At 41.6% G+C, this 22,450-nt stretch carries 17 protein-coding genes, 4 tRNA genes and 1 pseudogene; 14 read left to right on the forward strand and 8 right to left on the reverse strand.

The window, feature by feature from the left end:
• The first annotated feature begins 100 nt into the window (after nucleotides 1-100).
• Together FTU17_RS00560 and FTU17_RS00565 are read left to right on the forward strand one after the other, a co-directional pair.
• The gene (locus FTU17_RS00560; RefSeq protein ID WP_180041347.1) at nucleotides 101-613 is read left to right on the forward strand and encodes a hypothetical protein; all 513 of its coding nucleotides are present in this window, start codon (nucleotides 101-103) and stop codon (nucleotides 611-613) included.
• Between the two features lie 258 nt (nucleotides 614-871).
• Nucleotides 872-1,978 (forward strand): HPP family protein, encoded by a 1,107-nt coding sequence (locus FTU17_RS00565; protein ID WP_180134477.1) that lies wholly within the window; start codon nucleotides 872-874, stop codon nucleotides 1,976-1,978.
• Nucleotides 1,979-2,096: 118 nt separating this feature from the next.
• Here FTU17_RS00565 and FTU17_RS00570 read toward each other — a convergent pair whose 3' ends face one another.
• Nucleotides 2,097-2,354, reverse strand: coding sequence for a PspC domain-containing protein (locus FTU17_RS00570; RefSeq protein ID WP_180002930.1), 258 nt, complete (start codon nucleotides 2,352-2,354; stop codon nucleotides 2,097-2,099).
• Nucleotides 2,355-2,656: 302 nt separating this feature from the next.
• Between FTU17_RS00570 and FTU17_RS00575 the strand changes: the two genes are divergently transcribed.
• Nucleotides 2,657-3,310: a hypothetical protein gene (locus FTU17_RS00575; protein ID WP_180134478.1), complete on the forward strand. Its 654-nt coding sequence runs from the start codon at nucleotides 2,657-2,659 to the stop codon at nucleotides 3,308-3,310.
• Nucleotides 3,311-3,447: 137 nt separating this feature from the next.
• Here FTU17_RS00575 and FTU17_RS00580 read toward each other — a convergent pair.
• The 6 genes from FTU17_RS00580 to FTU17_RS00605 all read right to left on the reverse strand — a co-directional run bounded on the left by FTU17_RS00580 (nucleotide 3,448) and on the right by FTU17_RS00605 (nucleotide 9,680).
• Nucleotides 3,448-3,523: transfer RNA gene (locus tag FTU17_RS00580), tRNA-Lys, on the reverse strand.
• Between the two features lie 262 nt (nucleotides 3,524-3,785).
• Nucleotides 3,786-3,861 (reverse strand) — tRNA-Lys (locus tag FTU17_RS00585).
• Between the two features lie 49 nt (nucleotides 3,862-3,910).
• Nucleotides 3,911-3,986, reverse strand: a tRNA-Lys gene (locus tag FTU17_RS00590).
• A 21-nt stretch (nucleotides 3,987-4,007) separates the two neighbouring features.
• Nucleotides 4,008-4,083 (reverse strand) — tRNA-Lys (locus tag FTU17_RS00595).
• Between the two features lie 140 nt (nucleotides 4,084-4,223).
• A complete protein-coding gene (locus FTU17_RS00600) occupies nucleotides 4,224-6,065 on the reverse strand; it encodes a long-chain-acyl-CoA synthetase (RefSeq protein ID WP_180134479.1) in 1,842 nt (613 codons plus the stop codon).
• A gap of 186 nt (nucleotides 6,066-6,251) precedes the next feature.
• Complete coding sequence (locus FTU17_RS00605) at nucleotides 6,252-9,680, reverse strand: Rne/Rng family ribonuclease (protein ID WP_180134480.1); 3,429 nt, start codon at nucleotides 9,678-9,680, stop codon at nucleotides 6,252-6,254.
• A gap of 394 nt (nucleotides 9,681-10,074) precedes the next feature.
• Here FTU17_RS00605 and FTU17_RS17705 point away from each other — a divergent pair.
• The 8 genes and pseudogenes from FTU17_RS17705 (at nucleotide 10,075) to FTU17_RS00640 (ending at nucleotide 18,649) form a co-directional block, all read left to right on the forward strand.
• Nucleotides 10,075-10,383: pseudogene (locus FTU17_RS17705) on the forward strand (hypothetical protein).
• 55 nt (nucleotides 10,384-10,438) lie between these two features.
• Nucleotides 10,439-11,410 (forward strand): RluA family pseudouridine synthase, encoded by a 972-nt coding sequence (locus FTU17_RS00610; protein WP_078189751.1) that lies wholly within the window; start codon nucleotides 10,439-10,441, stop codon nucleotides 11,408-11,410.
• Between the two features lie 151 nt (nucleotides 11,411-11,561).
• The gene (locus FTU17_RS00615; protein WP_111884106.1) at nucleotides 11,562-12,230 is read left to right on the forward strand and encodes an HAD-IA family hydrolase; all 669 of its coding nucleotides are present in this window, start codon (nucleotides 11,562-11,564) and stop codon (nucleotides 12,228-12,230) included.
• 689 nt (nucleotides 12,231-12,919) lie between these two features.
• Nucleotides 12,920-13,717, forward strand: coding sequence for a 2-keto-4-pentenoate hydratase (gene mhpD / locus FTU17_RS00620; RefSeq protein ID WP_078189749.1), 798 nt, complete (start codon nucleotides 12,920-12,922; stop codon nucleotides 13,715-13,717).
• A gap of 36 nt (nucleotides 13,718-13,753) precedes the next feature.
• Nucleotides 13,754-14,650, forward strand: coding sequence for an acetaldehyde dehydrogenase (acetylating) (locus FTU17_RS00625; protein ID WP_180134481.1), 897 nt, complete (start codon nucleotides 13,754-13,756; stop codon nucleotides 14,648-14,650).
• A gap of 11 nt (nucleotides 14,651-14,661) precedes the next feature.
• Nucleotides 14,662-15,681 carry a 4-hydroxy-2-oxovalerate aldolase gene (gene dmpG, locus FTU17_RS00630; RefSeq protein ID WP_180134482.1) on the forward strand — a complete coding sequence of 340 codons (1,020 nt, stop codon included), beginning with the start codon at nucleotides 14,662-14,664 and terminating at the stop codon, nucleotides 15,679-15,681.
• A 536-nt stretch (nucleotides 15,682-16,217) separates the two neighbouring features.
• Nucleotides 16,218-17,498, forward strand: a complete 1,281-nt coding sequence (locus tag FTU17_RS00635) for an OprD family outer membrane porin (protein WP_168377929.1) — start codon at nucleotides 16,218-16,220, stop codon at nucleotides 17,496-17,498.
• Between the two features lie 293 nt (nucleotides 17,499-17,791).
• Nucleotides 17,792-18,649 (forward strand): alpha/beta fold hydrolase, encoded by an 858-nt coding sequence (locus tag FTU17_RS00640; RefSeq protein ID WP_078192776.1) that lies wholly within the window; start codon nucleotides 17,792-17,794, stop codon nucleotides 18,647-18,649.
• 406 nt (nucleotides 18,650-19,055) lie between these two features.
• Here the strand turns inward: FTU17_RS00640 and hcaR are convergent, their stop codons facing one another.
• Nucleotides 19,056-19,961 carry a DNA-binding transcriptional regulator HcaR gene (hcaR, locus tag FTU17_RS00645; protein WP_180002937.1) on the reverse strand — a complete coding sequence of 302 codons (906 nt, stop codon included), beginning with the start codon at nucleotides 19,959-19,961 and terminating at the stop codon, nucleotides 19,056-19,058.
• 279 nt (nucleotides 19,962-20,240) lie between these two features.
• Here hcaR and hcaE point away from each other — a divergent pair, with 279 nt between their 5' ends.
• From hcaE to hcaC, 3 genes are read left to right on the forward strand one after another with little or no spacing between them, the layout of a single operon-like run.
• The gene (gene hcaE, locus FTU17_RS00650) at nucleotides 20,241-21,608 is read left to right on the forward strand and encodes a 3-phenylpropionate/cinnamic acid dioxygenase subunit alpha (protein WP_067763943.1); all 1,368 of its coding nucleotides are present in this window, start codon (nucleotides 20,241-20,243) and stop codon (nucleotides 21,606-21,608) included.
• Complete coding sequence (hcaF, locus tag FTU17_RS00655) at nucleotides 21,605-22,123, forward strand: 3-phenylpropionate/cinnamic acid dioxygenase subunit beta (RefSeq protein WP_067763936.1); 519 nt, start codon at nucleotides 21,605-21,607, stop codon at nucleotides 22,121-22,123. Before hcaE ends, hcaF begins: the two co-directional genes overlap by 4 nt.
• Complete coding sequence (hcaC, locus tag FTU17_RS00660; RefSeq protein WP_067763933.1) at nucleotides 22,123-22,449, forward strand: 3-phenylpropionate/cinnamic acid dioxygenase ferredoxin subunit; 327 nt, start codon at nucleotides 22,123-22,125, stop codon at nucleotides 22,447-22,449. Before hcaF ends, hcaC begins: the two co-directional genes overlap by 1 nt.
• The last annotated feature ends 1 nt before the right edge of the window (nucleotide 22,450 follow it).

The following is a 22,450-nucleotide window of genomic DNA, read 5'->3' on the forward strand; positions in this document are numbered from 1 at the left end:
TAATGATGTGCAGAATTTTATATTTTCCTATTGTACAGAATAAAAACGAAGTTACTTGTGGCATAAAGTGGATGAATAAATTTAATGATGAGCGATAACAATGTTTAAGAAGTCTTTTATTGTGATAAGTATGGTGCTATCTGCCTGTAGTACGACGCCTGTAGCTTTGTATTCAGATTCATCACTTCAAGCTTCAAAAATTGCGACTATTACAAATTCTTGCAACGCTGAATGTAAGAAGGTGATTAAACAGCAGCTCATGGTCAGTTCAAAGTATCAAATGAGCGAAGGTCTTTTGCTAGAGGTCAATGGTCAGCAGGGGACGCGAAAAGTCACACGAGGAATGGCTTTTGACTCACCTATTCATGGACGGTTTACCACCGCGGTAGAACAAGGGAAAACTAAGCTCGTCATTGATCATAATTCACAGCTAGTTATCGCTCGTCCAGCTCGATTCACAGTTGATTTATTGGGTGGGCATAATTATGTGATTGGACGTATTCGAGTTGAACGAATCCCTTCGGCTTATTATGAATGGTTTCCTATTGTGTATGATGAAACAGCTCAGAAAATTATTTATGGCAGTGAAGATTTAATTGATCAAGATAAATAAGCTGACCGCCTAAATGTTCCTTTATTTTAGTGAGTGCAGATGTGAGCGCTGATAGATTTTTTATTTTAATTATCAGTAATATATAATGAGCCTTTTAGGCTCATTTCTTGGGATAAAACTACGCAAGTAAGCGGCGTATTCATCATTCAAAAGAATCAAAAGTAAAATTTATAAGATAAAGATGTAAGTTGAATACATCTTATTGCTTGCATGGCTTTATAATTGCCACATCTCGCAAAACAACAAACAAGGCATCTCGTGTTTCACGCAAAATCAGCTTGGCTCAATACACTTAAACCCAATTTTAAAGTTCTGCCTTTAAAAGACCGCATCCTATGTGGGGTAGGCGCTTTGCTGGGTCTGAGTATTTCTTCACTGATCAGTTGGCTGGCGCTAGGTGACTTAAATGCATGGTATATCGCCCCGATGGGCGCATCGTCTGTGCTGCTCTTTGCTGTACCTGCCAGCCCATTGGCACAGCCGTGGAATATGGTGGTCGGTAATAGTCTTGCGGCCTTGATTGGCGTGACGTGTGCGATGTTTATTCCTAATTTAACAGAAGCTTTTAGTATCGCGGTTGCATTAGCGATTATCTTAATGATGACCACAGACTCATTGCATCCACCAAGTGGAGCCGTGGCGATTACAGCGGTATTGGGCGGAGAGGCAGTCCATGATTTAGGCTATGCCTTTCTTTTTTATCCAGTCCTTTTAAATTCGGTGCTGTTGATGGTGGTTGCTATCATTTATAACCGATTACTAGGCAAGCAGTATCCACAAAAAACGCAAGTCAATACTCGGACGACAGATCCAACACCGACACAAAAAGTGTCGATTCAGCCAGCGGATATTCAGCAAGTCTTAGAACAGCAAAGTCAGTTGCTTGATATTAGTGAATATGACTTACAAAAAATTATTTTAGAAGCACAGCAATTAGCCAGTCGTCGTGGCCTAAGCCAGTTTCATTGTCGTGACATCATGAGTCAGCAAGTGATTACCCTGCGTGCAGAAGATGATATTCAGTCAGCGTTGGAAAAGTTTAAACAAGTCAATTTGATGAGTTTGCCTGTGGTGAGTGATTTGGATCGCTTGGTGGGAAATTTGGCTTTATATGATGTGGTGGAATGGTTTAAACGTGCCGCAGACCCAAAGGCCAGTTGGGAAAATCACGTTTATCAAATTATGAATCCCAAAGTGGTGACCGTGCAGCCTGATCAACCGATTGAAGATTTGGTGCCATATTTTGTGGAAAGATCTTTTAATTATATTCCAGTTGTTGAGCAAAAACGGTTGGTGGGAATGATTAGCCGTGCCGATATGATTGCCGCCTTATATCAACAGCTAAATCAGCAAACAAAATCTTAAGCCTTAAACTTTGATTTAAATTCATCAGACTTAAATATGGCTTTGCCAATATGTAGACAAAAAAAAGCTACGGAATCTTGGGGGAGAAACCGTAGCGACCAAACTGGGTCAAGGGATTTTAACGTCTGTCATCATTCACAGTACGAATCGGGTCTGAATAGCCATTGGTACGGAAAAAGTTATCTTGTGCTTTAGGCATGACTAACCATAAAACCAAGTACACCAAAATACCGGGAAAGGCTGCGCTTAAGCATGATACAAAGATAAAAATAATACGCAGTAAATTTGCGTTCCAACCAAAACGTTCAGCAATACCCCCCATCACACCAGCAATCATGTTAGAGTGGTTTGAGCGATATAAACCAACATTGGCCATTCAGGTCTCCTTAAAAAAATAGAATAAATTTGAATATTTCCAAATTCATATTATAGAAATGGTGACAAGCTTTACGATTTAAAGGGTGCAGAAAAAAAATTAAGTAAAGTTATGTAATTTGAAGAATTGGTTTGATTAGTTTGCCTTTAAAATAGCTTGAGTACTAATTAAATATCAACGATAACAATGAGATATGATTAACATATATTGCAAATATATGTATACAGCGTTGATTTTTTGATTACAATATTAAGTCAGCAAGAACTGAAAAAACCAATGAATGATTGGTCTTGGCACATTATATGAAAACATCGGCTTCACCTTTTTTGATGAAATTTGCATATCTTTCAGTGTTTGCAGGAGTGTTCAGCCTCTCTTTTATTGGCTGTAGTCCAACGCATCAACCTGCAGCGGATAAGGGTGAAAGTTCAGCATCAACTGTCGCATCGGAAGTTCAAGCGAAGCAAGATCATGGAAAAAAATTAACCCAAGTAGCAGGGCAGGCGACATTGCCGAATGACGATGAAATAAAGTCAGCTCCTGTTCCTGAGCATGCCAAAATTTTTATTGGACGTTTTCATGCCAAAGTAAAATGCGATGACAGTTTTATTCCATGCCCAGAAGGCGATGCAGAGTTCATCCTCAACTTATTACCAGATGGCACGGTACACCGCAGTATTATTCAAATTGGAAAAGTGTTTGCTGAAAAAACCAATACGCCAGGCATTAATGTGAAATACCGTAAGGATACGTGGAGTGTTAATGAAGCACATACCGAGCTGGTGGTTCATCGAAAAGAAGGCGTGAATTTTTATTATCACGTGATTAACGAAAATAAAATCACCATGGATTTAGACAAAATTCGTCAAGGTGAAGTCGACCGAAATCAGGAATTATTTTCCAAGGGTTATCCTCAGCCTCAACATGCCTATACCTTGGTGAAAGATCCAAATTAAATACTGCGAATGAAGTAAATAAAATTATAAATTGCGTTTGAGTGTCGGCGTGAAATTCGCAGATCTTGGTGGATCAAATGTTACTAGCAAATAAAAAATTGAATTATTAATACGACATAGTTAAGACTAAATAGAATTGGTGGGTTGTGTGGGGTTCGAACCCACGACCAATAGATTAAGAGTCTACTGCTCTACCAACTGAGCTAACAACCCTGAGAAAATTTTAAAATAACATTTTAAAATTTTAGCAAGATAAACGAAGCGCGTAATTTTGAGTACTAGGGAATATTTGTTATCTAAAATTTTTCAGGTCAAATACTTCATCTAGCAAGACAAGAATGATACTTCGCAACATCGCTATAGCAAAATTTCGAGAATGGCGAATCAAAACCAATAATGGTGATGGTTTGTCTTGGTCGGAACCTGCAGGTTTCTTTTTCTTCAACTGCCGGAAGAAAGAAGCCCTAAGAAAGAATGGTGGGTCGTCCGCGACTCGAACGCGGGACCAATAGATTAAAAGTCTACTGCTCTACCAACTGAGCTAACGACCCTTAGGGGGTATGCACAAGATTGTAATCTAAAACTGGCATTTTAGAAAGATGGTGGGTCGTCCGCGACTCGAACGCGGGACCAATAGATTAAAAGTCTACTGCTCTACCAACTGAGCTAACGACCCATCTTGTGGTATCGAAGGAAATGGTGGGTCGTCCGCGACTCGAACGCGGGACCAATAGATTAAAAGTCTACTGCTCTACCAACTGAGCTAACGACCCATTTCGCTTGATGGTGCGTATTGTAGCAAGATCTGCTTCAAGCGCAAGTAAAAAATCATAAACTTGCTTGTGTTTGATTATAAATACAACAATGTGGCTCATTTTGACGGGTGATTGTCGTCAAAATGAGCCAGTTTGATTTAGAAACGGTATTTATATGCCTGAATATTGGCATAAATTTCAGGAGTTAAATCACAGTAAGCAGTTGCATTTGGCAGCAATACCAATAAACGTTCATCAGTTTGCTTAGGATCAAAAGCTTGTTCTTTCAGCTTGTTTTTTTGGTATTTAAATGTGCCTGTGGTTTCGACTTTTTTCTGTACACGTAAAAATACCGGTACAGCATAAGCGGGTAAGCATTTTTTAAATTGTAGAACCATTTCACTACAATCTTGTTCGTTGAGTTCGGTACCATCAGTCAGTGTAATGGCAGCCATACCTGCACGGCCATTGGTGTCTGGAATTTCTACGCCATAAACCACAGCTTCAGCAATTTTATCGTACTCACTCACCATGTTTTCAACTTCAGTGGTTGAGACGTTTTCACCTTTCCAGCGGAAGGTATCGCCTAGACGGTCGACAAATTGTGCATGTCGGAAGCCAATGTCACGGACCAAGTCGCCAGTGTTGAAGTATGAATCACCATGCTTGAACACATCTTTCATAATGACGGATTTGTTTTTTTCCGTGTCGGTATAGCCATCAAAAGGTGAGCGACGGGTAATTTTACCGATGAGTAAGCCGACTTCGCCTTTTTTCACTTTAATGCAGCGACCTTTAGCATCATGTACAGCTTCATTTTTTTCTTTATCAAACTGAATAATCGCATAAGGCGTTGGTGAAAAACCAACGGTATTGTCGAAGTTAAATACATTACTAAAGCCAACGTTGCCTTCACTTGAAGCATAGAGTTCAAGGACTTCTTCGACCCCAAAGCGTTCTTTAAACTTATCCCAAATATTTGGTCGCATGCCGTTACCAATCATTTTTTTCACACGATGGCCTTTTTCAAGGTCTGAATGTGGGGCATCCATCAAATAACGGCAAAGCTCACCCACATAGCCAATGGCTGACGCATCAAATTTTTGTACATCTTTCCAAAACGATGAAGTTGAAAACTTGCGACGCAGGGCAAGCGTGGCGCTACCGGCAATCACCCCACACCAACAAACTACAGTACCTGTAGCATGGTAGAGCGGTAAGGTCACATACATCACATCATCTTTATTCAGATTAAGGACGTGACCATATGTTCCATAAGCCAAAGTCCAACGGCTGTTGGTGAAAATCACCGCTTTAGGTAAGCCTGTTGTCCCAGAGGTGTAGATATAAAATAGGCCGTCTTTGCCTTTTACACTTGCAGTGGTGGGTGTGTTGAACTTTGGAAATTCATCAATCGCTACTGCAAGGTTTAAAAAGCCTTTAGGTGCTTTACCGGCATCTACACGGGTGGCCTGATCTGCGAACCAATGTAAACGATCTGCAGCCACACTGAGATCATTACGAATCTCTTCTACGGCTTGACGGCATTCTTCGCCCACAATTACCGCAATTGGGTTTACTAAGTTGATACTGTGTGTCAGTACTTTGCCGACTTGTGAGGTGTTGACCAAGGCACTAGTGACGCCAATTTTGGCTAATGCCACGATAGTTGCCACGAGTTCAGATCGGTTCTCGATCATCACCGCAATCACATCACCTTTTTTTGCACCGAGTGCTAGGTAATAGTGACCAATTTGATTGGCCCATTCATTTAATTCGTTATAGGTATATCTTTGCTCTTCAAAATAAAGTGCATAACCTTTGGGATTACGCTTTACGGCTTTTTCAAATGCAATTCCTAAGCCTGCGGAAGTATTTGGGGTACGTAAATAGGCTTGCTTTAGACCACTCAACAGGTTGGGTACTTTGCTAATGAACGCGGGAATTTTTGCTGCAACATCAGCAATCCCAATAAGGTCGTGTTGTGTAGTTTGGCTCATGTGAATCCTATTTATTTTTCGTAATCCGATACGGTCTATTTCTTTGCAATGAAATTTGCAGCAAATTCTACAATTGTCTTTTAATCGTTTCGATCTAGTGCAATCAACCTAATTTGACAAAAGTATCAAAAAAAAAACCAGTCACCGAAATGACTGGATTTTTTTATTCGCCTGCAAAATAGCAAATTACTGCTCAGTTGCGGTGTTTGCTTTTTTCGGTGGACGACCGCGAGGACGACGAGGGCGTGCAGGTTTTTCACCTTCAGTGGCCGAGTTCTCGTCTACAGGAACCTCAACTTTCTTTTCCGCTTCAACGGCTTGAGCTTTTTCTTCTACTGGTTTAGTAGGAGCTTCAGACACTTCTTCCGTCTTTTCAGGCTGCGCACTCACATCCAGTTCAGCTTGAACGGGTGTCGGTACTTCAGCTTGAACGGGTTCAGGTGCTTCAGTTTGAATTGCAACGTCGGATACATTGGCTTCAACTGTAGCAGCTTTAGCTTCTGCAACTACAGGCGCCTCAATAGCAGTGTCTGCGACAGGCGTAGCTTCCACCTCAGCATGTGCTTTTGCTTGGTCTTGTTTCGCTTGTTCAGCGGCAAGTTTAGCAAGGCGACGACGCTCACGTGGGTCATTAGCAACACGTTTATCTGACACAGGCTTTGGTGGTGTCAAATCCAACATTGGCGCTGGTTCAGCTTCAGGTGCAGCTTTTGCAACTTGAACATCACGAGTGACAGGCTTTTTCTCTACAGCTGTTTCAGCTGCAGGTGTAGTCAAAGTCGCGGCATATTCTTCCGTGAATTTTTGCAATGCACGGTTGAATGTTGGAATTAAGCCAAATTGCTCAATCAGTACAGAGCAGTCTTCACCGTATACATGCTTAATCAAGCTGCTTACAGTGTATTGACTTAGTGTCGGCACTTGAGATGGCGCAATTTTCGGAGCCTGTGCTTGTTGAGCACGAGCTTCACGCTGTTCGCGGCGGCGTTGACGTGGGTCATTGCTTGCACGAGACGGTTTTTGCTGTGCATGCTGTGGTTTATGCGCTGCTTCTTTTGTTTCAGTCGCAGGTTTTTCCACTTTTGCTGCTTCAACGACAGCGGCCTTTTCGACAACTGGGGTTTCTATAGTTTTTTCAACTGCTGGAGCAGTATTTAGTGCTACGATTTCGCTTTGAGCTTGATCAACATTCACCACAAGTGCTGTTGGCATCACGTCTTGACGTGGTGCATCAACAACTTCAACTTTAGGTTGACGTTGATTGCGGTTTTCAGGTTGTTGCTCAGCTGCAACTTCCTGAGCAATCGCTTGCTCGTTCAATACGCTTTGATCGCGGTGGCGATTTGGGCGATTTGGACGTTGTTGGTTGTTGCGGTCGCGACGCGGAACAGACTGCGGTTGTTCATTGTTTTGAACATCTTGCTGCACTTGTTCGTTGTTGTGTTGACGGCGTGAGTTACGACGGTTTTCACGTTGGTCTTGACGGTTGTCTTGGCGCGGTTCTTGACGTTCAGAACGTTGCTCTTGGCGTTCGTTTTGACGTGCTTCGTTATTACGCTGTTCTTGACGGTCTTGACGTGAAGGTTGTAACACTTCTTCATGAACTTGATGCGGTTGAGCTTCTTGTTCACGTGGTTCTTTATGCTTAGTACGCTTTTTATTGTGACGTTTTTCTTCACGTTCAGCTTTTTCTGAATGGCTGTCACGTTCTTGTTTATGCACAACAGTAGAAGGTGCAAGGTAAGCATTATTATCTGCGACAACAGCAGGCGCTGCCGATGCAGGGGTAATTTGACCAAACTGGCCACGGCTTGCAGCACCGCCATTCACCATTTGTTCAATTGCAGCAGCAGCATTGTTTGCAGTGCGAGACTGGTCAACGGTTGCAGCTTGTTTTTGAACAAATAAGTTTTCTAACCATGCACATGGACTAGATGATGCAGCAGGAGCTGCAACTTGTGCAGGTGCTTGTTGAGCAGCAACAGGTTGTTGCTTATTCTTTTTGTGGCCTTTTTCTTGTTGTTGTACAGGTGCTTGTTGCTGAGCAGCAGCGGCCTGTTCTTCACCTAAATGCCACTCAGATGCTTCGTAACCCAATTCTTTTTCACTAGAACGTGTTGCTTCAGTACGTTCATAGCTTGTCGGTGCAAAGCCTTCAGGGTTATACGAAATTTCGTAATGTGGTGTTTCTAGGTGAGGGTGTGGAAGTACAGTCACACGTACATTTGAAGTTTGCTCAAGATATACAAGGCTGTGACGCTTTTCATTCAATAAGAATGCAGCAATTTCAACAGGCACTTCAACTTGAACTTCACCATGACGTTCGCGTAGCGCAATTTCTTCCACTTTACGCATAATTGAAAGTGATAAAGAACGTAGGTCACGTACCATACCTGTACCATGACAGCGTGGGCACACATAACCTGTGGCTTCTTCAAGCGATGGACGTAAGCGTTGACGGCTCATTTCCATCAAACCAAAGCGTGACAATTGACCGAATTGGATACGCGCACGGTCACTTTGTGTTGCTTCACGAAGTTTAGCTTCAACCATACGTTGGTTACGGTCTTTGGTCATGTCGATGAAATCGATCACAACTAAACCACCGATATCACGTAAACGTAATTGGCGAGCAATTTCTTCTGCAGCTTCAAGGTTGGTATTGAGCGCTGTATCTTCTACGTCGCTACCACGTGTTGATTTTGCAGAGTTAATATCAATTGAAACCAATGCTTCAGTTTGGTCAATCACAATTGAACCACCAGAAGGAAGTTTTACTTCACGTTCATAGGCAGTTTGGATTTGACTTTCAATACCAAAATGAGCGAATAACGGTTCATTTAAAGTATAGGTTTTTAATTTGTCGATTTGACGTGGCATCACTGCTTTAACAAAGTTATACGCTTCGTTATACGCTTGCTCAGAGTCAATCAGAATTTCAGCAACATCATCACGTAAATAGTCACGGATCGCACGTGTAACCACACCGGCTTCTTGGTGAACCAACATTGGTGATGGACCAGAACTTGATGTGCTTTGGATTTGTGCCCAAAGGTCCAGCAAGTGTTGAAGGTCAAGTTGCAGTTCTTCTTGAGAACGACCAATACCTGCAGTACGTACAATCACGCTCATGCCACGAGGGACATTTAAAGACGCCAACATTTCTTTCAATTCTTCACGAACTGAACCTGAAATTTGACGGCTAATACCGCCACCTTTCGGGTTGTTTGGCATCAAGACCAAATAACGACCAGCAAGAGAGATAAATGTAGAAAGGGCAGCACCTTTATTACCACGTTCTTCTTTTTCCACTTGAACCAAAAGCTCAGTGCCTTCAGTGATCAATTCGCGGATGTTTGAAGTTTGGCGAGGATCTGCTTTGTAATAAGAATTAGCTATTTCGCGCATCGACAAGAAACCTTGACGACCTGCACCGTATTCAACAAATACAGCTTCTAAAGACGGCTCTACGCGAGTCACATGACCTTTATAGATATTCGATTTTTTTTGTTCACGGGTACGATTCTCTAAGTCAAAATCGTAAAGACGCTGACCAGTGACAAGTGCAACGCGAATTTCTTCGGCATGTGTTGCATTAATCAACATACGTTTCATGGGTGTAACACCTAATAGTGATACACAGAAGAACATCGCCTGACTCGTAGCGAGCATCAGATAGCATGGATCAAGTTGCACAGATCGAAAAACATCATCTGTGCATGTGTACCGACCTTCTTTGGGCGGGCAACGGTTTTTGATTCACGTATTGATGATGGCAATACGGCTTCAATCTTTTAAACGATTAAAGTCACCTGAACGCGTTTCACTGGCGGACAAACGGTGCATTGGATGTGAGTAACTTTCACTGTCACATTGCTCGAAGAGCATCCATTCATATCTGATAGAGCGTCTTGATACGGAATTATCATCGTACCTTTACAAACTGTGCAGATCCAATGCATCAAACGTTGTGGCCTGAACACGATTTCCAGGGAGCGACTGGTCTGATGTGTATCAGTTTACGTTTAAAAACCAACCTTGGTTGGCACATATTTTTTTGGGGCAAACTGTTTTATGTACCTACGGCACAATTAAACGCAACAGTTTGCAGTTTTGCCGATATAATAAGCCTTCGGCGTCGGCATAATTCTTTTGGGACCTTTCCGAGCTAAATGAGTAATTGCTTGAAAGTTCAATGACAGTAAATACTGAAATGAATCAACTTTTACTCAGTTACGGTGGTTTCCGTGCGCTGACTATATCAAACCTTGCATCATCTGCCTATGGGCTAAGCTTATGTTTCTTGCGAAAAGTATAGCTTAAATGATCAATTTTTAATCAATTTTAGTATTTTTTTAGGTCACAGTAACTGTATGAATTCTACGCAAGAATGGCAAAGCGTCACCTGGTTTGAAGTGGACGAGCATCAGGCGGGTCAACGTATTGATAATTTCCTGTTTAGTCGTCTGAAAGGTGTGCCTAAAAGTCGCATTTATCGTCTGATTCGTGAAAGCCAAGTTCGCGTCAATAAAAAACGCGTCAAAGCGGAAACCAAACTCAATATTGGTGACCAAGTTCGAGTTGCTCCAATTCGTTATGAGCAAAAAGATGAGTCTGCGGTTCCCGTATCGGACAAAGTGGCACAAAGTTTACTGAGCCGTGTGGTGTACGAAGATGAAGGCTTAATGGTGGTAAACAAACCTTCTGGTATTGCTGTTCACGGCGGTAGTGGTGTGGCGTATGGCTTGATCGAAGGCTTACGTGCCGCAACAGGGAAGAAATACCTTGAGCTGATTCACCGAATTGACCGCGACACTTCTGGGTTGGTGATGATTTCGAAAAAACGTAGTGTGTTAAAAAGCCTGCAAGACATGTTACGTGAGCACAAAATCCAAAAAACTTATGCTGCTGTGGTGAAAGGCGTGGTGAGTTTGGATAAGCAGCTCATTGATCAGCCTTTGCATCGTTACGAACTGGCAAATGGCGAGCGTCGTGTTCGTGTATCACCTAAAGAAGGTAAAGAGTCGAAGACGCTGTGGAACGTGAAAGAGCGTTTTATGCATGCCACATTGGTGTATGCGTCTCCACTTTCGGGCCGTACCCATCAGATCCGTGTACATGGTTTAAGTATTGGTCATCCATTGGTGGGCGATGAAAAATACGGTCATGAAACTGAATACCGTGGTCCAAAGCCACGTCGTTTATGTCTGCATGCTATGCGTTTAGAAATTCCGGGTTACCAAACCATTGAAGCGCCATTGCCAGAAGATATGCAAAGCCTTGTGGCGCAGCTACGCGCGCAAAAAGCCGACAAAGTGGTGAAGTCTTCAGAAGATGACGAGTAAGTTTTAAATACGAGACTTCTCTCCCTGAGCAGGACTGCTTCGTAAGTTTTCTTTCTCCCTCTCCTTTAAGGAGAGGGCCGGGGTGAGGTAAATAAATTGATGCACTCCAGAATCTGAATTACCAAACACTGAATCAAATCTAGGAAAACGTATGAACTCAGCTGTAAAACTAGTCATTTTCGATTGGGATGGCACTTTATTTGATTCTGTGGGTCAAATTGTAGCGAGTTTAAAATTTGCAGCAGATCAATATTCACAGCCGCTGACCGATGCTGATGCGAAAAGTATTATTGGTTTAGGTCTGCCGGAAGTCGCACAGCGGTTATTTCCGACGGTTCCTGAATTGCACAGCGACATTTTGCAAAGTTATGCCGATCACTATGTGGCCCATTCCAAAGGGGATATGTGGTTTGATGGTGTCGCGGATATGTTGCAGGAATTACGCGATGCCGGTCTACAATTGGCTGTTGCAACAGGAAAAAGTCGTAAAGGTCTAGACCGTGTCTTGGCTCAAACGCAAAGTCATGAGTTGTTTCGTGCGACACGTGCAGCCAGTGAAACCAAATCTAAGCCAGATCCGTTGATGTTGGCAGAAATTTTGGCGGAAACAGGACTACGTGCCGATCAAGCCATTATGGTTGGTGATACGTCGTATGATTTAGAAATGGCCCTCAATATTCAGATGCCACGTGTAGGCGTGAGCTATGGAGTGCATACTGTAGAAACACTCCAGTGTTTTCAACCCTTACATATTGCACATAGCGTAGGTGATTTGACTGAATTTCTACTGGAACACGTTAAATTGCGTCTCGCTGTCTAGTTGCGGATACAAACGAGTAAAAAGGGTGAAATTTGTTTTCACCTTTTTTGTTACCAAATGAATAGTAACGCAAGCTCTAGTTGTTGAAATGAGTAAATTCAATTATTTAAAAAAGTAATAACACTAGATTTTTCTACAATAACAAGCAGTCTTCTAGCAAATTTACCTTAAAAAGTTGAGCGCAACTATTTGGCCTTTTACCACAAGCTGGAATAGATTTTTTGTTTGAATTTTTAGTTTTATCTTATTGTTGTTTATTGATTTATTTTTAATTTTTTAATTTATTAAACTAAATCAGATGAAATTGAACACCTATGTGTAAAAGCTGGCCTGACGCTAAAATAATCTTTTAATCTTATCTTTTAGTCGTATAAGCCAAGTTTTTTAGTAGAGATTCAGATTTAAGGGCGAAAAAAATAGTGAATTTTATCTAATTATTTTGACTTAAGTTTTTGAATATTAATAATAAATAATGATTAATTTATAGCTAATAGCTATAGTCATAAATAAAATAAGTATTGGTATTCACTTTCTAAAATCTCGATGCTAAATGCATCTAAACATAACGTGTAGTATGTCAAGTGAAATGCTTTAGGCGAATCCTGACATGACTTTCATCACTTTGATTTTGATGGTGATCGGGATGAAACACGTTGTGCATCCAATTTTTGCAGTTTAAGGAAACATTGATGTCGAATTCTGCTGTTGTTGAATCAGTTGCGCAAGCATTACGCGATGCGGAAGTAAATCAGGCTGCGATTGCACCGATCCGTCCACAACTTGGTGGTGAAAGTGCTGATGTAGATATTGCTTATGCCGTTCAAGAAGTGAATACCAAACGTGCGGTGGCAGAAGGTCGTCGCCTTGTAGGTCGTAAAATTGGCTTAACTTCAAAAGTTGTACAAGCGCAGTTAGGCGTTGATCAACCTGACTTCGGTATGTTGTTTGCTGACATGGCGTATGGCGATGGTGAAGAAATCCCTGCTGGTTTATTGATTCAGCCAAAAGTTGAAGCAGAAATTGCTTTGGTGATTAACCAAGACTTGACCAAAGAAAAACACACCTATGCAGACATTATTAGTGCAACAGAATATGCACTGCCTGCCATTGAAGTGGTCGATAGCCGTATCGAAAACTGGAAAATCTCGTTGATTGATACTGTGGCAGATAACGCATCTTCAGCAGGTTTTGTACTGGGTTCTAAGCCTGTAAAACTTGCAGATCTTGACCTTGTAAATTGCAAAATGGTCATGACTCGTGGTGAAGAAGTGGTTTCACAAGGTGTGGGTAAAGCGTGTCTTTCTAACCCATTAAATGCAGCAGTGTGGTTGGCTGACGAAATGGTTCGTCGTGGTCGTCCATTGCTTGCAGGTGACATCGTATTGACCGGTGCCTTAGGCCCAATGGTTGTGGCAAATCCTGGTGATGAATTCAAAGTTGAAATTGAAGGCTTTGGTTCTGTGACTGCAGCATTTGCAGCGAAATAAGCTTGGATTTTACGGAATTTTTAAGAGTACACATTCATGAAAAAGATTAAATGTGCATTGATCGGTCCAGGGAACATTGGTACTGACTTGCTTTACAAACTTCAACGCAGCGAATTTTTAGAACCAGTATGGATGGTTGGTATTGACCCGACGTCTGAAGGTTTGGCTCGCGCTGCTAAAATGGGTTTAAAAACCACTGCTGAAGGCGTAGATGGTTTACTTGCACACGTAATTGAAGACGAAATCAAAATCGCATTTGATGCAACTTCTGCCTATGTTCATGCTGAAAACAGCCGCAAATTAAATGAACTTGGTGTGTTAATGATTGACTTAACACCTGCTGCAATCGGTCCATTCTGCGTACCACCAGTAAACTTAGAAGCGTTATTGGACGCAGGTGAAGTTCCGAACGTCAACATGGTGACATGTGGTGGTCAGGCAACGATTCCTATGGTTGCAGCGATTTCACGTGTTCAGCCTGTTGAATACGGCGAAATCATTGCAACAGTTTCAACAAAATCTGTGGGTCCAGGTACACGTAAAAACATTGATGAATTTACTCGTACGACTGCTGGCGCTATTGAAAAAGTGGGCGGTGCGAAACAAGGTAAAGCGATCATCATCATTAACCCTGCTGAGCCACCACTGATGATGCGTGATACTGTTCACTGTCTTGTTGAAGGTGAACCAGATCAAGCAGCAATCACAGCATCTGTACATGCGATGATTCTTGAAGTTCAAAAATATGTACCAGGTTACAAACTTGTAAATGGTCCTGTATTTGACGGTAACCGTGTTTCAATCTTCTTAGAAGTTGAAGGTTTAGGTGATTATCTTCCTAAATATGCAGGTAACCTCGACATTATGACTGCGGCAGCTGCACGTACTGCAGAAATGTTTGCAGAACGCGTTTTATCCACTGTTGAAGCTTAAGGAGTAGCCACATGTCTAAGGTTATTATTCACGATATGACTTTACGTGATGGTATGCACCCAATGCGCCATCAAACATCAATCGAGCAAATGATTGCTATTTCAACTGCGCTTGATGATGCCGGTGTACCGCTGATCGAAGTTACTCATGGTGACGGTCTTGGTGGTAACTCAGTGAACTACGGTTTTGCTGCAGCAACTGATGAAGAATACTTAAAAGCCGTTATTCCAAACCTAAAACAGGCGAAAGTGTCTGCACTTTTACTTCCTGGTATCGGTACGGTTGATCATTTGCATATGGCACATGATGTTGGTGTTTCTACGATTCGTGTAGCAACACATTCAACTGAAGCAGACGTTTCTGAACAGCATATTACGGCTGCGCGTAAACTCGGCATGGACACTGTGGGCTTCTTGATGATGGCGCACATGGCGACACCAGAGAAATTACTCGAAGAAGCACAAAAAATGGTGTCTTACGGTGCAAACTGTATTTATGTAACAGACTCTGCAGGTTACATGCTTCCTCAAGATGTAACTGACCGCGTGGGTATCTTACGTGCAAACTTGGGTTCAGAGATTGAGCTCGGTTTCCATGGTCACCACAACTTAGGTATGGGCGTAGCAAATACGGTTGCTGCTGTTGAAGCTGGCGCGATTCGTGTCGACTTGGCATCTGCTGGCCTAGGCGCAGGCGCAGGTAATACACCATTAGAACTATTCGTTGCGGTGGCGAACCGTATGGGTATGGACACTGGCGTAGACTTGTTCAAAGTTCAGGACGTTGCTGAAGAATTGGTTATACCAGTGATGCATCAGCCTATCCGTGCTGACCGTGATGCAGCAACTTTAGGTTATGCAGGTGTGTATTCTTCATTCCTATTATTCGCAAAACGCGCTGAAGCGAAATACGGCGTATCTGCTCGTGAAATTCTTCTTGAGCTTGGTCGTCGTGGTACGGTTGGTGGTCAAGAAGATATGATTGAAGACTTGGCATTGACCATGTCTAAAGCAAAAGAAGCCAATGCTTAATTTGCTTTAAGTCAAAAAGCGCCCGAAATGGGCGCTTTTTTTATGTCTCAACTGACTATATGGGCTTGGTTTTTAGTTGAGATTGAATTGATGCATAGAAAGCGGATTGAAATAAGAAAAATTCTGCGAACCAATGGCTGATTTCGAGCAGCCATAGTAGTAAAATTTAACTTTAAGTTGTTGATGATTATATAAATTAAATATTATGTGATAGCTAAATTTTATAACTCAAATAAGGATAAATCTCAGCAAAAAACTTTGTTTAAACTTAAAAGCAATTAATACAGCGCATGTAATTGCAAAAAATAAAAAACTTTAAATTTTATGTTAATAAAACATGGGGTTAATTTAATCAGTTGTTCTAAATGATAAAAAAGAGTTATTGTTTTAATCTCTAAGGAAAATAAGCAGAAATAGCTTCCAAAGTTCAAGTCGCACAAAAGCCTGATAAACCTTAATACTGTAGTCGGATTTTTTTCCAAGGTATTGTTGAGCATGATGATGTCATAGCTTAATTTGATCACTGGGAATAAGCCATGCGTCGTCAAAATTTATGGATAGCAATTCTTGCTGCGACAGCAACATTAGGAACATCTGCAACTTATGCGGACTTTGTTGACGACAGCCAAGTACAATTGAAATTTAAAAACTTCTACTTAGACCGTCAAATTAAAGAAAATCCGGCGGGTAACTGGGGTTCATGGTCACAGGGTGTGACTTTGGATGCCAAGTCAGGGTATCAAGATATTGGTGCAGGTATTCAAGTGGGTGCTGACCTTTTGGTTCAACATGCATTTAAACTTAATGCACGCGATAAAAACCCAGACTGGATCTTGCCGCACGATGGTAAAGAATCAAAAGATAACTTTGGTAAAGTGGGCGTGACCCTTAAAGCCAAAGTATCTGAAACTGAGTTGAAAGTGGGTGAGTTATTACCAGTTTCTCCAGTGTTGGTTTTCGATCCATCTCGTCAGCTAATGACAACTTATAGCGGTGCATGGTTAGAGTCGAAAGAGATTAAAGATACTAAGTTAACTTTGGCATACATTGACGGGATCAATAACCGTTATGACAACCAATTCCGTGATTTATCAATGTTCGCTCCAGGTAAAAGATTACCAGATGGCACCATGGGTCATTATGATCTTGGGCCAACTTCTGATGGTATGTATATTGCGGGTATTGACCATCAATTCACACCTGAAATTGGTGGTAGCTACTGGTATGCCGATGTTCAAGACATCTACACACAGCAATATGTCGGCGCGAACTATAAAACCAAGTTAGGTGACAAAGCCAAACTGGATAGCCATATCCGTTACTTCGATAACTCGGATTCGGGTGACAAACTATATGGCGAAATTGATAACCAAGCGTTATCGGTTGGTGCGAAAGTGAATTACGGTTCGCATACCTTTGGTTTGGGTTATCAACAAATGTTTGGTGATAATGCATTCCCAACACTGGGTGGATGGGTGCCGCAGCCGTACTTAGTCAACTGGGGTATAGCAACATTTACTGCAAAAAATGAAAAATCATGGGGCTTTACGTATGGTTATGACTTTGCAGAGCTTGGTGCGAAAGGCCTAAATGCTACAGCGGTTTACTTTACAGGTTCTGATGCAGAAATTGGTACTGCAAATGGCATCCTGAAAGATCAAAAATCTGATGAGCTTAACTTAATCGTGAACTACACCGTGCCTGAAGGTAAGTTGAAGGGCTTAGGCTTCCAGGCAATGTATATCGATGCCGATTTCGATTACAAATCTGACTTGCAAGAGTACCGTGTCGCGACAACTTATACCTATAAGTTCTAATTTCTCAGGATAAAAAAGAGGGAAGTGGATTCATTGCTTCCCTTTTTATTCGCTGGTTTATTTAAAAAAGAAATACCTCAAAGATTTTATGGATATATTTTTGAGTTATGTATTTAAAAACAATAACTTAAATTATAGTCTATTTGTTGTTTATGATCGTAAATATGTATCAGTTAGCAGTGGCTGAACAGGTAATATGAGACTGTAAAAACCACAAAATCCAAAAGAGTCCCCCTTGTGTTTAAATCCGTTATGGATTGAAACATAAGCTCTACGCAATACGAGGAGCATGTATGAGCACTGTTCAGATTCCTGACTATACAACTGATTCATTCTTTGGTTTAGAAGATAAATGGATTGAAACTGCTGAAGGCGAATTAACGCATTACCACGAAGTGGGTGAAGGCACACCAATTCTATTTTTACACGGTTCAGGTACAGGTGTATCTGCTGCGGCAAACTGGTGGTTAAACCTTCCACAAATTGGTGAACAAGCTCGTTGTATCGCTATCGATACGATTGGCTATGGTCAAACTGTTGTTGCACCGAATACTGCTTATGGTATCCGTGCTTGGGTTGATCACGCTGTACGTACGTTAGATGCCCTAGGTATTGAAAAAACTTGGTTAGTGGGTAACTCACTCGGTGGCTGGTTAGCATTCCAAATGGCTTTGGACTATCCAGAACGTGTATTGGGTATCGTGTCTATGGGTACAGGCGGTGCTAAACAAACTGCAGCACTTAAAGCACATGCAAACCCTGTATTAACCGAAGAAGGCATCAAGAAAACCTTGTCTATGTTTGTTGTAAACAAAGACTTGATTACTGATGAATTAGTAAAAGTACGTTTCGCTTCTGCTGCAAATGACTATGCATCAAATCGTTTGATGGATGTTGTTGGCGCACGCGACCGTGACCGTTTCGAATTCCCACTCGACTTTGAAAAAATGAAAGACATTACTGTGCCAGTATTGTTGATTCACGGTGTACAAGACGTGGTGATTCCTGTATCTCGTACGTGGGATATTTTGAATACCGTTCCTCATGCTGATGCGCATATTTTCAGCCAATGTGGTCACTGGTCACAAGTTGAAAAAGCTGAAGAATTTAACACCGTGATTAAAGATTATTTAAAAGCGCGTGGTGTGTAATTTCTTGTCACTGACATGAAATTCAAAAAAAGGATGGTTTTGCCATCCTTTTTTTTATATAAATCTTTTGAAAGAAACACTTTAAGTGAGTATTATTCTCATTAAAAGGTCGACAGTGTACGGTCTAAATCAGTAAAAAGGCATAAAATCAGCCCATCTAAATGGTTGGGGAAGGGGAATTATTTATTAGACTTAAGTTGTAAATCGGCAATTTTTAGCAATTTTTATCAATGTCTAAACTAAAATTTATAAGTTATTTTCCATCAAGTCGATATGCATGATAGATAAAATGCGTCGATTAAAACATTTAAACGATTAAAAAAGCGACTTTTTAGCCATAAAAAAAGCACCATTATTCATTTTAAAAATAATGGTGCTATATCTATAAATTATGACTTGGCGAAAATTAACGCTGTTCGCGATTAATATCGAGATAAAAAACTTTGGTTAGCAGTTCAAGGAATTTATCTACAGCCACAGAACTCGCCGTTTTTCGGTAACTTACATACAAGTCTAGATACGGTAATTCGACATCTAAAGGACGAATCACCGTATTGTTCATGGTCAATGGCGCGATGTATCCCGGTAGGATCGTGCAGCCTAAGCCCATGCCGATGGAGTTAATGTTAAACAGGATATTGTCGGCTTTTTGCACGATATTAAATTGAATATCATGGGTCGAAGCAAAGTCCAAAATGGCTTCATGCAACGTGCCAGATTGTTCACGTGCAGGAATGATAAAATCAATCCCATTCAATGCTTTAACTGGAATGCGCTCGTACTTCGCTAAAGGGTGATCTTTGGGTAAAATAAAGATCAGCGGTTCACGCAGTACAAACTGACTTTCAATTTCGTCGCTGTGGAAGTTATTGCGGGTAAAAGTGATGTCCAGTTCACCTTTTTGCAGCAATTTCATCTGATCACGGTTATTTAAACTGAGTAATTCAATCTTGAGTTCTGGGTTCTGAACACGTAAATTTGGCAGCACATAAGGGAAGATTTTCATCTCTGCGACAGGGACAAAACCAATGCGCAGCATCTGCTGTTTGGCTTGTGAAACCTGACGTGCCATCGCTACGGCCTTGTCTGCTTGAGCTAGTGTCAAACGTGCTTGTTCTAGAAATACGGCACCTTCTTCTGTGAGCTCAACTTTACGTTTAGTACGGTGCAACAGTTTTACGCCGACATCTTCTTCAAGATCTTTAATTTGTTGGCTTAAAGAAGGTTGAGCAGTATAAAGTTTTAACGCAGCTTTACTGAAATTGAGTTCTTCAGCGACAGTAATAAAGTAGCGTAAGTGTCGTAATTCCATATAATCAACCCGTGGAGTAATCCAAAAAATGTCTTACTTAGAAGTCCGTTCAGTATAATCTATAAACAACTATTGCGTGAGGATTATTTTACCATTCACGAAATAAATGGTGTTCTCGGCAATTTAAAAAAAATGCCATAAAAAAAATCTACCGTAATAATCCATAAAATCTCTTAATTAAAACAAAATAAATATTTCCCGAAAATCGGTCTAAAATCCATCATCGTTGAAAAGTTGAGTCTATTACTTTGTGCCTTACTGGTCACAGGAGAGCTTTTCATGAGTGGAAAAATTGATGTGCGCGAAATCGATGCTTTGGTCGATGCACAAAATGGACGTATCACGCCATCTATCTATACAGATCCAGACATCTACGAACTTGAATTAGAACGTGTGTTCGGTCGTACATGGTTATTCCTATGCCATGAGAGCCAAATTCCTAAAGCCGGCGATTTCTTCAATACCTATATGGGTGAAGATCCAATCATCGTGGCACGTCAAAAAGATGGCTCAATCAAAGCATTCTTAAACCAATGTCGTCACCGCTCTATGCGTGTGAGCTTCGCGGACTGTGGTAATACACGTGCATTTACTTGCCCGTACCACGGCTGGTCTTACGGCATTGACGGTTCTTTAAAAGATATTCCACTTGAAGACCGCGCGTTCCCGCACGGTGCTTGTAAAGAGAAATGGGGTCTTGTTGAAGTTAACCGTGTTAAATCATACAAAGGCTTAGTATTCGCTTGTTGGGATGAAACAACACCTGACCTAGAAGAATACATGGGCGATATCGCTTGGTACTTAGATGGTGTTCTTGACCGTCGTCCAGGTGGTACAGAAATTATCGGTGGTGTACACAAGTGGGAAATCGAGTGTAACTGGAAATTTGCAGCTGAACAGTTTGCATCTGACCAATACCATGCATTGTTCTCTCACGCATCTGCGATCCAAGTACTTGGCGCGAAACCAGATGACGAATCATCTAAGAAATTAGGTGCTGCACAAACAGCTCGTCCTGTTTGGGAAACTGCGAAAGATGCGATCCAATACGGTTCACGTGGTCACGGTTCAGGCTTCTTCTTCACAGAAAAACCAGATGCAAACGTTTGGGTAGATGGTGAAGTTGCAAACTACTTCCGTGAAACATTTGATGAAGTTAAAGAGCGTTTAGGCGAAGTACGTGCTTTACGTCTTGCTGGTCACAACACCATGTTCCCAACATTGTCTTGGTTGAACGGTACAGCAACACTTCGTGTATGGCACCCACGTGGTCCAAACAAAACTGAAGTATGGGCATTCTGTATTGCAGACGCTGAAGCATCTCAAGAAGTGAAAGAAGCATTTGAGCGTTCTGCGACTCGCGCATTCGGTCCTGCTGGTTTCCTTGAGCAAGATGACTCTGAGAACTGGATTGAAATTCAAAAAGTTTTACGTGGTTATAAAGCCCGTCAAAACAAATTAATTATGGAAATGGGTAAAGGTAACGAGAAAGTACGTGAAGATGGTATCCCTGGTATCACCAACTACATTTTCTCAGAAACAGCTGCACGAGGTATGTACCGTCGTTGGGCTGACCTATTGATTCATGAAAAATGGGAAGACGTTGAAGCTGCGGCTGACGAATATGAGAAGGAGCTTATGAAATGAGTCAAATTAGTTTAGAACTCCATCACCAAATTAGTCAGTTTCTTTATCGTGAAGCAAAATTGCTGGACGATTGGAAGTTCCGTGATTGGTTAGCTGTATTAGCGGAAGATATTTCTTATACGCTACGCACAACACCAAACGCGCAAACACGTGACCGTCGTCGTTCGATTGAGCCGCCAACAACTTGGGTATTTAACGATACTAAAGATTTGTTGGAACGCCGTGTAGCTCGTTTAGAGACAGGTATGGCTTGGGCTGAGGAACCTCCTTCACGTACAACACACATGGTTTCAAATGTGATTGTTGAAGCGACTGAAGTTGAAGGCGAATACGACGTTTACGTAACGTACTTGTTGTACCGTACCCAGAAAGAGAAAGATGTAACAATCTACTGTGGTAAGCGTCACGACAAGATCCGCAAAGTCGACACTGAGCAAGGTTTCGAAATCTTCAACCGTAAGATTACCCTTGATCAGGTGACTTACAACTCACATAACCTGAGCGTGTTCTTCTAATGAATAAGATTTTTGTTTGCCAAGTTGACGAATTAGACGAAGGCGAAGCATTGAAAGTAGATTGCGGCGTTAACGGTATCGATGCGCTTGCAGTATTCAACAACAATGGCGAATTTTTCGCGATGAACGACCGTTGTTCACATGGTAATGCTTCAATGTCTGAAGGTTACCTTGAAGATGATGGCACTGTTGAATGTCCACTTCATTCGGCTCGATTCTGTTTGAAAACTGGTCAAGCATTATGCTTACCAGCAACAGATCCTATCAAGACATTCCCTGTGATTGTTGAAGATGGTGCTTTATACGTAGAGATGGCAGGAGAGTAAT

The sequence above is a fragment of the Acinetobacter sp. YH12070 genome (genome assembly GCF_013419625.1).
Classification (GTDB): Bacteria; Pseudomonadota; Gammaproteobacteria; order Pseudomonadales; family Moraxellaceae; genus Acinetobacter; species Acinetobacter amyesii.

Coding starts and splice junctions, on each gene's coding strand:
- FTU17_RS00560 (WP_180041347.1), top strand. CDS start 101: ATGTTTAAGAAGTCTTTTATTGTGATAAGTATGGTGCTATCTGCCTGT.
- FTU17_RS00570 (WP_180002930.1), bottom strand. CDS start 2,354: ATGGCCAATGTTGGTTTATATCGCTCAAACCACTCTAACATGATTGCT.
- FTU17_RS00575 (WP_180134478.1), top strand. CDS start 2,657: ATGAAAACATCGGCTTCACCTTTTTTGATGAAATTTGCATATCTTTCA.
- FTU17_RS00600 (WP_180134479.1), bottom strand. CDS start 6,065: ATGAGCCAAACTACACAACACGACCTTATTGGGATTGCTGATGTTGCA.
- FTU17_RS00605 (WP_180134480.1), bottom strand. CDS start 9,680: ATGAAACGTATGTTGATTAATGCAACACATGCCGAAGAAATTCGCGTT.
- FTU17_RS00610 (WP_078189751.1), top strand. CDS start 10,439: ATGAATTCTACGCAAGAATGGCAAAGCGTCACCTGGTTTGAAGTGGAC.
- FTU17_RS00615 (WP_111884106.1), top strand. CDS start 11,562: ATGAACTCAGCTGTAAAACTAGTCATTTTCGATTGGGATGGCACTTTA.
- mhpD (WP_078189749.1), top strand. CDS start 12,920: ATGTCGAATTCTGCTGTTGTTGAATCAGTTGCGCAAGCATTACGCGAT.
- FTU17_RS00625 (WP_180134481.1), top strand. CDS start 13,754: ATGAAAAAGATTAAATGTGCATTGATCGGTCCAGGGAACATTGGTACT.
- dmpG (WP_180134482.1), top strand. CDS start 14,662: ATGTCTAAGGTTATTATTCACGATATGACTTTACGTGATGGTATGCAC.
- FTU17_RS00635 (WP_168377929.1), top strand. CDS start 16,218: ATGCGTCGTCAAAATTTATGGATAGCAATTCTTGCTGCGACAGCAACA.
- FTU17_RS00640 (WP_078192776.1), top strand. CDS start 17,792: ATGAGCACTGTTCAGATTCCTGACTATACAACTGATTCATTCTTTGGT.
- hcaR (WP_180002937.1), bottom strand. CDS start 19,961: ATGGAATTACGACACTTACGCTACTTTATTACTGTCGCTGAAGAACTC.
- hcaE (WP_067763943.1), top strand. CDS start 20,241: ATGAGTGGAAAAATTGATGTGCGCGAAATCGATGCTTTGGTCGATGCA.
- hcaF (WP_067763936.1), top strand. CDS start 21,605: ATGAGTCAAATTAGTTTAGAACTCCATCACCAAATTAGTCAGTTTCTT.
- hcaC (WP_067763933.1), top strand. CDS start 22,123: ATGAATAAGATTTTTGTTTGCCAAGTTGACGAATTAGACGAAGGCGAA.